Here is a 14,523-nt window from a genome sequence, read left to right as displayed (position 1 = left end):
GTTGCCCTTTTCGGAGGGAGACCGATGACACGGCACAACCCCGGCGTGCCGACCTCACGCCGCAACTTCCTCAGCCTGTTCGGCCTCGGCGCCGCCGCCGTCGCCGGCGGTCCCCTGCTCACCGGCTGTTCCGAGGCGCCGGCCGGCAGCGGCACCGCGCAGAACCTCGACGCCTTCGCCCACCTGCTGCCCACCCACAAGGAGCTGTCGGGCGCCATCGCACCCGACGTCGTCGGCACCCGTCCGGTGCCCGACGGCTACCTCAAGTACCCGAGCAACCTTGTCGACCTGATCACCGAAAAGCCCGGCAGCAGCGGCACGGAGATCACCGCGATGACCCCGCACTGGGGTCCCGCACCGCCCGGGCTCGGCCAGAGCGCCTACCTCCAGGCGGTCAACGCCGAGCTGGGCGTGCCGGTCAACTTCACCATCCAGGACGGCATCACGTACGCCGACAAGCTCAACGCCATGCTCGGCGCCCGGGACGTACCCGATCTGCTCTGCGTGCCGAGCTGGGAGGTGGACAAGATCCCGCGGTTCGCCGAGGCGATCGGCGTGCTGTTCGAGGACCTGACCGAGCACCTCAAGGGCAACGCGGCCGAGGCGTACCCGATGCTGGCCGCCTTCCCGACCGGGGCCTGGCGGCACGCCATCTGGAACGAGCGGCTGGCCGCCATACCGAACCCGACCGACGGACCCTTCGCCTGGGTCATGTTCAGCCGCAAGGACCTGCTGGACGCCCGTGGTCTGGCCATCCCCACCTCGCTGGACGACCTGCTCGCCATCGCCAAGCAGGTCACCGACCCGGCGCGCAAGGTGTGGGCGTTCAACGACGTCTTCGCGATGATCCAGATGTACCACAAGGTGCCGGGCTCCAAGCAGGGGTGGCGGCTGCGCTCCGACGGCACGCCCGAGTTCAAGTACGAGACCCCGGAGTTCCGTCAGGCGCTGGAAGTCATGGCCAAGATCTACCAGGACGGCCTGGTGCACCCGGACATCGTGGCCAGCAAGGGCGCCGACGCCAAGCAGCTGTTCGCCAAGAGCGGCAACATCGTCTTCATGCAGGACGGCTTCGGCTTCTGGCAGGCCGGCCAGGCCGAGCACCAGAAGACCAACAAGGCGCTGAACATCCAGCCGGTGCCGATCTTCTCCGTCGCCGGTGGCGACCCGCTGGTCTGGGGTGGCGACCAGCCGATCTCGTACACCTTCGTCAAGAAGGGCGTCGGCGAGGAGCGGGTCAAGGAGCTGCTGCGGGTCATCAACTGGTGCTCGGCCCCGCTGGGCAGCCAGGAGGCCCAGCTGCGCGACTTCGGCGTCGAGGGTCGGCACCACACGCGGACGCCGAACGGGCCGATCAAGACCGATCTGGCCTTCAAGGAGATCGCCAACCAGTACTTCTTCATCAGTGGCCGCAACCCGACCATCGGCCCGTTCGCGGAGACCCCCACCTACGTCCAGGACGCGTTGGCCTACTCCAACGCCATGGTCAGGTATCTGGAGAAGGACCCCTGGGCCGGGGTGAAGGTGGAGATGCCGGCCGCCTTCAAGGCCAACCAGGTGCCGACCGAGGACAAGTTCACCGACGTGCTGCGCGGCCGACGACCGCTGTCCGACGTGGACTCGATTCTGCAGGAGTGGAAGGCCGCGGGCGGGGAGGCGGCGCGGCAGCTGCTCGCTGACTCGTTGCCCAAGGCTGGCTGATGAGCACCCGCGAGGCCACCGTCGAGGCCGGGTCCGACCGGACCCGGCCCGACGGCTCGGCTCCGTCCGTCCCCCGGCCCGCCGGCCGGCGTCGGCGCGTACCGCTGCGCACCCGACTCCGCCGTGACTGGCAGTTGCTCGCCATGGTGGCGCCCGGCTTCGTCATCCTGCTGATCTTCAGCTACCTGCCGATCCTCGGTAACGTCATCGCCTTCCAGGACTACAACCCCTACCTCGGCAGCAATCCGCTGGACGCGTTCGTGCAGAGCAACTGGATCGGGTTCGGGCAGTTCCAGCTCCTGTTCGCCGATCCGGCGTTCTGGCACGCGTTCCGCAACACCCTGGCGATCACCGCGTTCCAGTTGGTCTTCTTCTTCCCGCTGCCGATCCTGCTGGCGATCGGGCTGCACAGCCTGCTCTCCAGCCGGCTGCGCGGCTTCATCCAGACCGTCGTGTACCTGCCGCACTTCTTCAGCTGGGTGCTGGTGGTCAGCTTCTTCGTCGCCATGCTCGGCGGCGCCGGACTGCTCGCCCAGACGATGCGTGAGGCCGGGCTCGAACCCTGGAACGTGATGACCAACCCGGACACGTTCATCATCCTGGTGACCGTCGAGGCGATCTGGAAGGACGTCGGCTGGGGCACCATCGTCTTCCTCGCCGCCCTGTCCACCATCGACCAGAACCTCTACGAGGCGGCGGCCGCCGACGGCGCCGGCCGGTGGCGCCGGCTGTGGCACATCACCCTACCCGGCCTGCGTCCGGTGATCGTGCTGCTGCTCATCCTGCGCCTCGGTGACGCGCTCTCGGTCGGCTTCGAACAGTTCCTGCTGCAACGCGACGCCGTCGGCCGGCAGGCCGCCGAAGTGTTGGACACCTTCGTCTACCACTTCTCCATCGCCACCGGGAACTACGGCTACGGGGCCGCGGCCGGCCTGTTCAAGGCCGCCATCGGGCTGTGCCTGATCCTGGCCGCCAACAAGGTCGCACACATGCTCGGCGAACGAGGGATCTACTCACGGTCATGACCGCCACCATCGTCCGGAAGCCGCCCGGAACACGTCCCCGACGCCCGGTCTGGGAGGAGCCGCCCAGCCCGCTCGGTCAGGGCGCCAAGACCGTCCTGTTCGGCCTGCTGGTGCTCAGCGTGCTGTTCCCGCTCTGGGTGATCCTGGTGACCAGCCTGTCGTCGCGCGAGACGATCGCCCAGGCCGGCGGTCTCGTGGTCATCCCACGGGGAATCGACACCTCCGCCTACGAGACGATCTTCGCGGGCGGTGCGGTCACCCGGGCACTGTGGATCAGCACCATGGTCACCGTCATCGGCACCGCCCTGGCGCTGACCGTGACCGTGCTCGCCGCGTACGGGCTGTCCCGGCCGCGGTCCCTGGGCTACCGCTGGCTGCTCGCGTACTTCCTGCTGCCGTTCCTGATCTATCCGCCACTGGTGCCGAAGTATCTCGTGGTGACCGGGCTGGGCCTCAAGGACACCATCTGGGCGTTGGTCCTACCGCCCGCGATCAGCGTCTTCAACCTGGTCGTCGTCCGTGGCTTCTTCCAGGGCATCCCGCAGGAACTGCTGGACAGCGCCCGCATCGACGGTGCCAGCGACTTCCTCACCCTGACCCGCATCGTGCTACCGCTGGCCCGCGCGGTGATCGCGGTGGTCGGCCTCTTCTACGCGGTCAGCTACTGGAACGTCTGGTTCGACGCGCTGCTGTTCATCGACCGCAACGACATGTACCCGATCCAGCGGGTGTTGCAGAGCTACCTGCTCGCCGGGCAGGCGCCGAACACCTCCGGCGCCGCCAGCGCCACCATGCCGCCCACCGAGGCGATCAAGATGGCCGTCGTCATCATCACCGTGGCACCGATCGTCGCCGTCTACCCGTTCATCCAGCGGCACTTCGTCAAGGGCGTCCTGATCGGGGCCATCAAGGGCTGACCCCGGCCGGTCAGCCGGGGTCAGCCCTTCGGCGTCACAGCCGGGCGAGGATCTTCTTCATGGTGTCGATCTCGGCCTGCTGCGTGGTGACGATCTGCTGGGCCAACGCCTTGGCGTCCGGGTTGGCGCCCTGCGCGATCTCCTCCTCGCCCATGGTGATCGCGCCCCCGTGATGGGCGATCATCATGGTGAGGAACTGCCGGTCGAACTCCGGACCCGTGGCGGCTTCGAGCCGGGCCATGTCGGCGTCGGACATCATGCCCGGCATCTCGTGGTCCATCTCGGGCATCCCGTGGTCGGTGCCGTGTCCGTCACCGCTGGAGGTGGGCACCGGAGCGCCCCACTGCGTGAGCCAGCCCCGCAGTTGGGTGATCTCGGGCGCCTGCGCGTCCTTGATCTGGGCAGCCAACTGCTTGACCTCCGGGTCGGCCGCCCGGGTCGCGGCCAGGTCGGACATCTCCACGGCCTGCTCGTGGTGCGGAATCATCATCTGGGCGAACATCCGGTCCGCCGCGTTGTTGGCGGCGGCTTCCCCGCCCGACGCGCTGGCCGACGGGCTGCCGGGCCGGTCGTGGCCGGCTGCGGACTGGTGGTCCGAGCCGCAGGCGGCAAGGCCGACGGCAACGGCGAGACTCACGCCGGACAGCAGGGCCCGGCGCAGGTAGGTGCGGTTCATGGTGCGGTTCAGCCTTTCGGTGCAATGGGCAGGAGTCATCGGCGCGGTCACCCCTCGTCGGGGGACGCGCTGGTCGGCTCCTATATCCGCAGCACCGACACCGAGGCCGTGGTCAGACCGATCGGGGCGAACACCGGCGGGGCCCGACCGCCGGCCGGCGGGGTCGGGGTACGGCCGCGTGGCCGCCCGCCTCGCGTACCCCGAAGGAGAAGGACGGCGAGCACGACGGTGAGGGCGAAGCCGGCGGCGATGGCCAGGCAGACCCCCCAGCCGGCACCGTCACCGTGCCCCGGCTGCTCGGAAGCCGGGGCGGCCAGTGCGGTGCAGTGCCCGTCGGCGCAGGCGGGGACGGCCTCGGCGTGGCTGCCGTGCCCGGCCGCCCCGATCATCGGGTCATGGCCGAGGCTGTGCATGGTGGCCAGCCCGAACAGCGTGCAGGCCAGCAGCACGGTCCGGACCCATCGCCCGGTGGTGGCCGCGTCGCCTCGCACCTGATCACGGTATCGCCCGGCCGACCACCGTCTGCGCCGAACCCCGGCATCCGGTCTCCCGCCGTCGGGTTACCTGCCGGAGCCGATCTGGTGGGTGATCGTCGGATCGGTGATCTCGGCGTCCTTGGCCAGCAGCATCGCCTTGCTGAGGATGACGGCCAGCATGCCGTCGCCCTCGAACGGCAGGAACTGCTGGTCCCCCAGCCGACCCGCGCCACGGTCCGGAACGATGCAGAGGTAGGCGTCGTTCGGGCTCATCAGGATGTTGCCCGACCCCAGGTGGATCCGGTACGTGCGCAGGTCACCGTCGACCACCAGGAACCGGCCGTCGATGCGGGCCCGCTGCCCGACGGCGAGCCGGGGCAACAGCCGGGCCAGCAGATCCCGCCGGGTCTCGGCCGTCGCGGACAGTTCCCCGAAGCTGTACGACGACCAGTAGTCCCGGAACCGGCCCTGCGGGCCCCCATCGGACCAGGTCGGGTCGTTACCGACGCTGGCCACCCCGACGAACAGGTCCACATCCCGCATGATCTCGCTCAACACCAGCGGCGGGATCTGGTCGAGCGGCAGCGGCTCGGTCGGCCGGGCGTCCGTCCAGGCCCACCGGCCCGACGTGTAGCCGCCACCGGAGGCGTGTGACCAGTTCTGCGCCGCGGCGACCGGATAGAAGCGCACCTGGTCGGTGACGAGCCGCAGGTACGACCCGCTCTCGGTGGTGTCGACGCCGTAGTCGTCGCCCACGCCCTCCACCCAGTACTCGGCGCGCAGCCCCCAGCCGGGCAGCTCCCTGAAGGTGGGCGGGTACGAGTCGTCGACCATCAGCCGGAGCCGATCGTTCCAGCCCCGGATAGCGGCCAGCGCATGGTATTGATGTTGGCGCAGGATGTGCCCGGCGAACCGGTTGGAGTAGGTGCCGGTCGTCTCCTCGGCCGGGGTGAGCAGGTAGACCTCCCGGTGTGCCTGCTTGAACGGCTGGACGACCCGGTGCCGCTCCAACCACTCCCGCCAGCCGACGACCTCCTCCACCGGCCGGTCGATCGGATGCCAGATCCGCACCTGCGCGTCGTCGGCGGCGGTGACCGGGATGTCGTCCACGGTGCGCAGCGCGCCGTCGGCCCACCCGCACGGCACCCCGTCGACCAGCCAGAGCAGTCGGCGGGCCAACCCGCCGACCAGTGGATGATCGAGGTAGCGCTGCCGCCATCCGGCGACGGTCCAGGTGCGCTGGGCCAGGAAGAGCCCGTCCAGCCGGGCCGTCTGGGCGGCCAGCATCCCGCTGACCTCCTTGGCCAGGCCCTTGAGGTCGGCCAGTTGCGCCGCGTGGTCCCGGCGCACCACGGCCGGCGGGCTCTTCACCTGGCGGCCGGACTCGTTGTGCCAGACGAGAGTGGCGCTGGTGCCGGCGATCCGCAGCTCGGCCCGGCAGCCGCCGAGGGCCACCTCGTGCCGACCCACCTCGGTCAGGCCGTAGTCGGGAACGGCGAGTTCCTCGATCTCGTCGCGGCCGATGCCCATCGCCGTCGCGCGGGCGTCCAGCGCCTTGTCGATCTCGTTGCGGGTGCCCTTGTAGGTGATCCGGGTCGACAGCCGGGCCAGCTGCGCCAGCGCCGCCTCGCCGTCGACCCGGCCGAGCACCCCGACGGCCGCGTTGGCCACCTTGGGGCAGGCCGGACCGATGCCGGGCAGCCGGCGCAACATCGCCTCGACCAGGGCACCGATCAGGCGTACCTGCTCGGGAGCCGGGTCGGCCCGCTCGGCAAGCCAGAGCAGGCCACGCAGCAGATCCGCGTTGATCGGGGTTGGTGTGCGGTGCGGGCTGCGTGCGGCGGCGGCCAGCCACCGGTCGAGCACCGTCGCCGCCTCGGCCGGTTCGACCTCGGCGAGCAGCCGAATCGCCTCGGTCGACCAGCCGGCCGTCGGCCGGGCCGTGGTGGCGGTGCTGGCGTGTGCGGCGAGCCGCTGCCAGGCCGGATTGAGGGTGGGCAACTCGGCCAGGACCTGCTCCGCCCACGGGTCGGCCGGGTCGAGCGGCAGGCCGGCAAGCTCGACCAGCAGTTGCCGCAGCCGCTGGCTCTCGCCCGACCGGGCGGCCAGCACCTTCTCCAGGTCGGCGGGGAGCGGGCCGGCGGCGGCCACGCCCCGGGCCACGATCTCCAGTGCGCCGGGCGGCAGGCCGTACGACGTCCGGACGGCGTACCGGGCCAGCGCTTCGAGCTGTTCCGGGGTCAGCTCGGCGGGCAGCCGACGGGCCACCTGCCCGATCATCTCCAGCGCCGTCCAGCTGCGGTTACGGCCGTTCTTCTGGCGCAGCACCATGGCGTGCACCAGACGCGCCACGTCCGCTCGGGGCAACGGGCGCAGTGCGGCGCGTACCTCCGGGTCTTCCAGGCAGAGCCGGGCGTGCGTGTAGAGGTGGTCGGCCAGCGCGGTCAGGTCGTTCGCGGCGACCAGCTCGCGGGCACGGGTGGCGTACCAGACGGTGTCGGTGGTGGTGGTCATCAGCCACCCACCAGCGGAACGAGCTTGAGGAAGGTGACCTCGGTGTCGCGGCGCAGGTCGACCTCGTCGTCGAGTTCCTCGACCTGGTGGTCACCGACCAGCACCACGAAACCGTTACGGCGGAACGCCTCCTCGGCCAGGGCGATCTGCCGCGCCGCGTCGAGCCGGCGGTGCGACCGCTCGGCCGGCTCCCCGTTGAGGGCCCGCTCGGTCGAGGTGGGCTGCACCAGCAGCCGGCGCGGTGCCGGGGTGGCCGCGTTGTGCTCGGCCACCTCCTGGTGGATCCGCCGCCGGATCAGCTCACGCAGCGTCAGCCGCTCCTCGAAGATCTGCAAGGCCCACGCAGGGGTACGAGCACCGGCCGTGCTCTCGTCCACAAAGGTCACCGTCGCCATGTCGCGGAAGTCTAGGCACGCCCCCCGACACGAAACCGGCTCCGATCGCCGCGACCGGGCCAACCGCCGGGTCACCAGCCGGCTGGGGAAACCCGGCTCAGTCCAGCGCGAAGGTGGCCGACGCCCATCCGGCCGGGTCGGCAACGGCCTCCAGGTAGAGCAGGCCGCCGCGGTGCCGTACGTACTGGCCCGGGAAGTTCATCGACTCCAGCGACACCTTGGCCGGGTCGGCCAGACCGGCTCGGCGGCCGAACGTCGCGTCCTGCCGGAACAGGTTCGATCCGTCGTTGCGCTCCACCCAGACCTGATGGTCGCGGTGGCGCAGGTAGTAGCCGGGGTAGTTGGTCGACTCCAGCGAGATCGCCGACGGGTCGGCCAGCCCGGCGACGATCCGGAACTGCGAGTCAGCCAGGTTGGTCACGTCCGGCTCCAACCGGACCCGGAACTCCCAGTGCCGCAGGTAGCGATCGGGCAGGTCGTGTGCGCGCAGCCGGACCGGGGTGGCGCCGTCCGGCACCGGTACGCCGAAGTTCGGCGTACCGTCGGCGTTCCAGTAGAAGCGCTGGATCCGGGTGCGCCGGTTCGGGTCGGTCAGCGGGTCGTAGCCGTTGCCGAGGTACCGCTCGTAGTTACGGGAGTGGTAGACGATCACGTCGCTGCCGTCCTCGGCGACGGTGAACGAGTTGTGCCCTGGGCCCCACTGACCGGTCCGGCCGTCGCTGGCCAAGACGGGCGTGGCACGTTTGCTCCACGACGCCGGGTTCAGCAGGTCACTGCCGGCTGCGGCGGTGAGCAGCCCGATGGCATAGCTGGCGTCGGTCGCGCTCGCCGAGTAGGTCAGGAACACCCGGCCGTTGCGGATCAGCACCGCCGGCCCCTCGTTCACCCGGTAACCCCGGGTCTCCCAGGCGTACGTCGGGGTGGCGATCAGGGTCGGAGTGCCCGCGTACGTCCACGGGTTGACCAGGCGAGCCAGGTAGATGTTGGAGTTGCTGCCGGCATACTCGGCCCAGGCCAGGTAACGCTGCCCATTGTGGACGAAAGTGGTCGCGTCGAGCGAGAAGCTGCTCCGGGCCGGCTGGAGTTGACCACGCTCCACCCACGGCCCATCCAGCGGATTCGCGGCGCTGCTCTCCAGCACGTACGGCCGGATAGCCCACACGTCCTCGGCCCGGCCCGCAGCGAAGTAGATGTACCATCTGCCGTCGATGAAGTGAATCTCCGGCGCCCAGATGTGCGCGCCCATCTCGCCGGTGCTGTGCCTGCGCCAGATCACCTGCTCGGGCGCGGTGGCGAGCCCCTGGAGCGTGGTGGCGCGTCGCAGCACGATGCGGTCGTACTCGGGGACGGTCGCCGTGAAGTAGTAGTAGCCGTCGGTGTGCCGGTAGATGTGCGGATCGGCGCGCTGCTCGGCCAGCGGGTTCGTGAAGACGGCGGCGGCGCGGGCCGGCGCGGCCGGCCCGACCAGCGCGACGCTCACCGCCATGACCAGGGCGGCGAGCGTGGCCACCAACCTCCTGCCGGCGAGCTTGAGTCGCATGTCCGACCGCCTCTCGTCACCGCGATCTGGCGTCGCGCTAACGGATTGATAACGCTAACATCCTTCACCGTCAAGAGATCGACACCCGAGAGTAATCAGCCGGTAACGGCTTGCCCGGTCGGGCCGGGCTTCGCGGTACGCGCCGTGAACGCGGCCTCCGTCACGTCGTCGACAAGTCGCACGAAGTGCGAGCCGTACACCTGGCGGCCGTAGATGCCCAGCACGAAACAGAAGTTGCCGGCACTGCCGTACTTGCGGACCAGGGCATGGCGCTCCTTGACCAGGTAGCGCGCCGCGCCCTCGTTCGCCAGCGCCGTCTGGCCGAGGACGACGAAGATGGGCCGGCTTCCGTCGTCCACGTACACCCTCGCCACCAGCGCGTAGTCCACCTCGGACCGGACCCGGGCGTACGGCTTGTCGCCCACGTACAGCGTCAGGCCCTCGGGATCCTGCTCGAAGGTGCCCTGCCAGACGCCGGGCAGGTGCCATTTCAGGTGGGCCGCCGTCCGCAGGTTGGACATCGGCCCACCGATGCAGAACTCGACCTCCTCCCCCATGCCCGACAAGCGCTCGTGGTGCATGAAGAACCTGGGCGTCACATCGCACGACTTCAGCAGTACGGCGAGTTCGACCATCGCCGAGACGTCGGCCTTCTCGATCGCGGTCGGCGACTCGGCTCCGGCCTGCTTCGACACGACGAGCAATGCGCTCGACCCCGGCGCCAGGCCGAAGAACGCCCGTACCCGGGCCTGCTTGCGATAGTTGAAGATGCGCTGGGAGAGCCAGACGGCTAGCCCGGCCACAGCACTGGCGAGAAGGTTGATTGCCAGATCAGACACAGGCTCTCCGATCGAACACCCACCCTGGGCGGCTGGGCTCAGCCTAGAGATCCCTTCGCCGAACCGCAGCCACGATCTGAGCGGGGTTGCCGACAACGACAAGTGTCTTTATAACTACTGTCGGCTCCCGCCAATTTCCGGCGGGCATCTGACGGGGGAACGTGATGAGGAGAAGATCCATCTTCGTCGCCGCTGTGCTCAGCGCGGCGCTGGTCATCGTCGGCGCACCCGCGCCCGCCCAGGCCGACGACATCCTGCGGGTCAATGGCGTCTACAACGACTCGACGGGTCACCGGGGCATCCTGTTCGTCTCCGTCACCTCGACCCAGCCGGTGGCTGAGCTCCGGGCGGAGGTGGTCACCGAGGACACCGGCGCCCCGGTCGCCGAATTCGAGGACTTCGTCCTTCAGTCACAGACCTCGGATGCCGCCATCTGGGCCTCCACGGTGCCCCTGATCCGCGACGCGCCCGGCGAATTCGTCGTGCACGTAGCGGTCACCGATGTCGCCGGCAACCACCTCCGACAGGAGCGGGCCGGCTTGATGCTCTACTACGTGGAGACCTTCCTCGACGAGGTCACCGTCGACCGCGGCTCCGTCAACTACGACGACCGCCAGGTGACCATCAGCGGGACGCTCAAGGGACGCTGGCCCGGCACCGGCGAGATCCGACCGCTCGCCGGCTTCCCCGTGTCGATCTCCGAGGGGTTCGGCCACCACGAGGCCATCGCCGCAGCCGATGGGACCTTCAGCAAAACCCTCACCGTCTACGGGTCCAGCCCGGAGCTGAGCGCCCGATACGTGCTCTCGCTCGACCGCCCCTACGTCGACCTGTCGCAGGAGGTCCGCTTCCCGCTGGCGATCGACCCTCGGCAGACGCGCCTCGCCGTGAAGACCGACCGCACCAAGGTCGTCGCTGGTCAATCCGTCCGGCTCTCCGGCCAGCTGTCCTGGCTGACGCCGTCCGGCTGGAAGCCGCTCCCCAACGAGATTTCGGCCATCTACTTCACCCTGTACGACGACAACGGCGGCTACGTGGCATACGGCAACCTCGACACCGACGCCAAGGGCCGGTTCACAGTGGACATCCCGCCCCCCAGGACGGGCTACTTCCACTTCGTGTACCAGCCGCTCGACCCCTACGTCGCCCCCACCGAAGGCCGCACCAAAACCGTAACCGTCCTCCCCACCCACCCCTAACCACCACCGGCGCAGCCGGCCCACGGCGCAGCCGGCCCACGGCGCAGCCGGCCCACGGCGCAGCCGGCCCACGGCGCAGCCGGCCCACCGGCGCAGCCGGCCCACGGCGATCAAGAAGTTTTGGTCGCGCAATAGCGCGTACGGAGACCAAAACTTCTTGATCAATCCGGTCGCCGAACGGCTGCACCTTGCCAGCCGAGGAGGGTGCGTGTGCACCGGGGCTGACAGGGTCGCCGGGACGCGGATGCCCGTGAGTGGCGACGGGAGGAGGACTTATCCGCTTCGAGGGAGGGCGCTTTGAACATGGGTTATTACTGCCAGTTTTCACCGGCAGTCCGGGTCGCGAAGTGTGTGGTAGGTTGCGCCGATGGGTGAGGTATCTGCCGGTGGCGTCGCGGCTGAGCACGTCACTCGGGTAGCTAGCTACTACGACGCCAACACCCGGCGCTTCCTGCGCTTCGGAGAGATCAACGACGCCATCCACCGGGGCGTGTGGATGCCGGGCGTGGCGACTACCGCCGAAGCCGGCGACATGGTCAACCGCTTGGTGATCGAGCACCTGAGCGGTCATCTGCCGGCCGGCGAGGGACGCGTGCTCGATCTTGGGTGCGGTGTCGGCGCGACGGTGGTACGGATCGCCAAGGCGACGGACGCCCACGTCACCGGCGTGACCATCAGCCAGGTGCAGGCCGAGATCGCCGAGCGGCGGTTGACGGCCGAAGATCTGGCGGAGCGCTGCCAGATCGTCTGCGACGACTTCGCCCAACTCCCCGCCGAGCCGCGCTATCACGCGATGGTCGCCATCGAGTCCATGGTGCACTCGCCGTCGCTGGCGGAGCTGATCCCGTCGTTGGCCGCGCGCCTGCAGCCGGGCGGTCGGCTGATCGTCTGCGACGACTGGATGACCGACAAGGATCGCGGTCTACCCGCCCGCGAGCGCTGCCTGGACCAGTTCCGCGCCGGCTGGCGCATCGGCAGTCTGCACACCGTGGCCGAGTTGGAAGAGATGGGCCAGCGGGTGGGGCTGCGCCTGCGGGAGAACCTGGACCTCACGTCCTACCTGCACCTGGGACGGCCACGTGACCGCGTGATCAACGTGGTCGTGGGCGCCACGGGCGTACTGCCCCAGGTTCGCGATCGCCTGGTCGAGACGCCGTTCTGGGCCAACATGATCGGCGGCTCGGCGTTGCAGGCCGGGCTCTCGCGGCGCTGGATCGAGTACCGCCTGCTGGTCCTCGAACGGGTTTGACCATGCCCCGCACCCACTGAGCTGTGGCAAGCCGGCTAGGTTTCTGTCTGGCGGATCTTGTTGGCCGGGGACGGCGGGTAGGCCGATCGACGTTCGACGAGTCCGAGCAAGGCGTGGAAGTGGGTACCGAGCATGTCGTACCTGGGCCGCCTGGTCGCGCCAGTGCCTGCGCCGCTGAAGCCGCGTCCGACCTGGCTGCGCTGCCCGCCCCCCGCCGCTGGTCGGCTCCCGATCCTAGCCGCGGATCTTGGTACTAGACGGCCTCCATGGGGGCCGTTTCGTCCCAAGATCCGCGAGATAGAACCTAGGTGAGCGGTGTCAGGAACAGCGCCAGCACGTGGGTCGGTCAACGGGAGCGAGATCCTGCCGGCCTGGTGGCGGCTCGATCCACTCGCCCAGACCACCTCGGCGCAATGGCAGCACGTCGTCACCGCCGTCGGTTGGCTGCTCGCGTTCGTCCTGGTCGGCCCGGCCGTCGAGGAGGCGTAACTCTGTGGCTTCCTGCTGCCCCGGATTCCCGCGCGGCCCGCCGTCGCGGTGGTCACGAACGCGGCCCTGTTTCGCCGGGTACCAGCTGTGGCAGGCAGCCACCTGACTGACCGTGTTCGCGCTGCCGCTGGCGATCGTGGCGCGGCGACCACGCGGGATGGTGCTCGCGATGATCGTGCACGGCACGGTCAACACGCTCACCTTCGCCGCGCTGCTCGCCGGGCTGGCCCAGCGTTGACCGCTCAGCCGGCGTGGCGGGCACCGGCGGGAGCGGTCAGCAGACGCTCGATCCGGTCGTACTCGGCGGCCATCTCGGGCTTGGCGAGAAAGTCCCCGAGATCCGCCGAGACCTGGTAGTCGACCTGCTCGATGGAGCGGATGGCCAGCTCGTACAGCTCGCTGCGCTGGGTCGTCTCCAGGTAGGTCGTCCAGTGTTCGAGCGCGGCGATGATGATCAGGAGTCCGGGGTCCATGTCGCCGTCGGTGAGGATGCCGTCGTCGATCCGCGTCAGCAGCGTACGCAACTCGGTGCCGCTGGCGGTCAGGACGTTCTCCCGGGCGGTGGCGAGCGCGCTCGACGCGTCCTCGTCCAGCTCATCCTCGTCGGCGACGTCGAACAGCAGCTCGTTCCCGACGAGACGGCTGACCGTCTCGGCGCCGAAGGCGCGCAGGTTGTCGTCGCTGGCCTCAGCGATCAGTCGCCGGATCGCCGTTTCGAGTTCGTCGTATCGCACGGCCCGAGTCTAGGGACGGTCCACTCAGGCCGTGGCGCCGCCGTCGACGGCGATCGACGCACCGGTGATGTGCCGTCCACCGTCGTTGACCAGGTGACTGACCGTGGCCGCCACGTCGGCCGGGGCCGCGTACCGGCCGAGGGCGATGTGCGACCGCTGGGCGTCGGCTCCGGCGCTGTCCGCCGGGTTCATGTCGGTGTCGGTCGAGCCGGGCAGGATCAGGTTGACGGTGATCCCACGCGGGCCGAGTTCCCGGGCCAACGCCCGGGTCAGGCCGTTGACCGCGCTCTTGGTCATCGCGTACGCACTCACCCCGGGCGCGGGTACGCGACTGGCGAAACTGCTGCCGATGTTGACGATCCGGCCGCCGTCGGCCATGTGGCGTACCGCCGCCTGGGTGGCCAGGTACACCCCGCGCACGTTCACCGCGACGGCCCGGTCGAGGTCGTCGAAGCTGACCGACTCGATCGGGCCGCCCGCGAACACCCCGGCGTTGTTGACCAGGATGTCCAGCCGCCCCAACTCGGCGACGGTCCGCTCGACCGCGCCCACCACCGCCGCCGGGTCGGCACTGTCCGCGCTGATCGACAGGCCCGTTCGGCCGTACGCCTCGATGTCGGCGACCACGGCCTTCGCCCGCTGCTCGGCGGCGCGGTAGGTGAAGGCGACGTGGATGCCGTCCTCGGCCAGCCGGCGCACGACGGCGGCACCGATACCACGGCTTCCACCTGTTACCAGAGCAACCCTGTCGGCAAGTCGGACCGTCATG

The 14,523-nt window shown here is 69.6% G+C and carries 15 protein-coding genes; 7 read left to right on the top strand and 8 right to left on the bottom strand.

Annotated elements, in window-relative coordinates; genetic code table 11:
* Positions 1-24: 24 nt before the first annotated feature.
* From E0H26_RS04020 to E0H26_RS04010, 3 genes are read left to right on the top strand one after another with little or no spacing between them, the layout of a single operon-like run.
* Complete coding sequence (locus E0H26_RS04020; RefSeq protein WP_131300922.1) at positions 25-1,701, top strand: extracellular solute-binding protein; 1,677 nt, start codon at positions 25-27, stop codon at positions 1,699-1,701.
* Positions 1,701-2,726 carry an ABC transporter permease gene (locus E0H26_RS04015; protein ID WP_131300920.1) on the top strand — a complete coding sequence of 342 codons (1,026 nt, stop codon included), beginning with the start codon at positions 1,701-1,703 and terminating at the stop codon, positions 2,724-2,726. The genes E0H26_RS04020 and E0H26_RS04015 overlap by 1 nt, the downstream gene beginning before the upstream one ends.
* Positions 2,723-3,643, top strand: a complete 921-nt coding sequence (locus E0H26_RS04010; RefSeq protein WP_131300918.1) for a carbohydrate ABC transporter permease — start codon at positions 2,723-2,725, stop codon at positions 3,641-3,643. Before E0H26_RS04015 ends, E0H26_RS04010 begins: the two co-directional genes overlap by 4 nt.
* 34 nt (positions 3,644-3,677) lie before the next feature.
* Here E0H26_RS04010 and E0H26_RS04005 read toward each other — a convergent pair whose 3' ends face one another.
* The 6 genes from E0H26_RS04005 to E0H26_RS03980 form a co-directional block, all read right to left on the bottom strand.
* Positions 3,678-4,319, bottom strand: a complete 642-nt coding sequence (locus tag E0H26_RS04005) for a DUF305 domain-containing protein (protein WP_131300916.1) — start codon at positions 4,317-4,319, stop codon at positions 3,678-3,680.
* 80 nt (positions 4,320-4,399) lie between these two features.
* A complete protein-coding gene (locus tag E0H26_RS04000; protein ID WP_131300914.1) occupies positions 4,400-4,810 on the bottom strand; it encodes a DUF6153 family protein in 411 nt (136 codons plus the stop codon).
* Between the two features lie 69 nt (positions 4,811-4,879).
* Entirely contained in the window at positions 4,880-7,309 is a 2,430-nt protein-coding gene (locus E0H26_RS03995) for a DUF4132 domain-containing protein (protein WP_131300912.1), read from the bottom strand.
* Positions 7,309-7,704, bottom strand: coding sequence for a hypothetical protein (locus E0H26_RS03990; RefSeq protein ID WP_165521757.1), 396 nt, complete (start codon positions 7,702-7,704; stop codon positions 7,309-7,311). Before E0H26_RS03990 ends, E0H26_RS03995 begins: the two co-directional genes overlap by 1 nt.
* Before the next feature lie 97 nt (positions 7,705-7,801).
* The gene (locus E0H26_RS03985; RefSeq protein ID WP_165521756.1) at positions 7,802-9,244 is read right to left on the bottom strand and encodes a family 43 glycosylhydrolase; all 1,443 of its coding nucleotides are present in this window, start codon (positions 9,242-9,244) and stop codon (positions 7,802-7,804) included.
* Positions 9,245-9,339: 95 nt separating this feature from the next.
* Positions 9,340-10,083 (bottom strand): hypothetical protein, encoded by a 744-nt coding sequence (locus E0H26_RS03980; protein WP_131300910.1) that lies wholly within the window; start codon positions 10,081-10,083, stop codon positions 9,340-9,342.
* Positions 10,084-10,247: 164 nt separating this feature from the next.
* On the opposite strand from E0H26_RS03980, the gene E0H26_RS03975 reads away from it, so the two are divergent.
* The 4 genes from E0H26_RS03975 (at position 10,248) to E0H26_RS30265 (ending at position 13,258) form a co-directional block, all read left to right on the top strand.
* Entirely contained in the window at positions 10,248-11,282 is a 1,035-nt protein-coding gene (locus tag E0H26_RS03975) for a hypothetical protein (RefSeq protein WP_131300908.1), read from the top strand.
* 367 nt (positions 11,283-11,649) lie between these two features.
* Positions 11,650-12,531, top strand: coding sequence for an SAM-dependent methyltransferase (locus tag E0H26_RS03970; protein WP_131300906.1), 882 nt, complete (start codon positions 11,650-11,652; stop codon positions 12,529-12,531).
* A gap of 315 nt (positions 12,532-12,846) precedes the next feature.
* Positions 12,847-13,020 (top strand): hypothetical protein, encoded by a 174-nt coding sequence (locus E0H26_RS29115; RefSeq protein WP_165521755.1) that lies wholly within the window; start codon positions 12,847-12,849, stop codon positions 13,018-13,020.
* Positions 13,021-13,132: 112 nt separating this feature from the next.
* Entirely contained in the window at positions 13,133-13,258 is a 126-nt protein-coding gene (locus E0H26_RS30265) for a hypothetical protein (protein ID WP_276320375.1), read from the top strand.
* 4 nt (positions 13,259-13,262) lie between these two features.
* On the opposite strand, the gene E0H26_RS03965 is transcribed toward E0H26_RS30265, so the two are convergent.
* Entirely contained in the window at positions 13,263-13,754 is a 492-nt protein-coding gene (locus E0H26_RS03965) for a hypothetical protein (protein ID WP_131300905.1), read from the bottom strand.
* A gap of 24 nt (positions 13,755-13,778) precedes the next feature.
* On the bottom strand, positions 13,779-14,522 hold the full coding sequence (locus E0H26_RS03960) for an SDR family NAD(P)-dependent oxidoreductase (RefSeq protein ID WP_131300903.1): 744 nt from the start codon (positions 14,520-14,522) through the stop codon (positions 13,779-13,781).
* Position 14,523 lies beyond the last annotated feature (1 nt).

Origin of the sequence: Micromonospora zingiberis, assembly GCF_004331455.1 — a bacterium.
GTDB classification, from domain to species: domain Bacteria; phylum Actinomycetota; class Actinomycetes; order Mycobacteriales; family Micromonosporaceae; genus Micromonospora; species Micromonospora zingiberis.
This window is presented reverse-complemented; position numbering and strand designations above follow the sequence as displayed.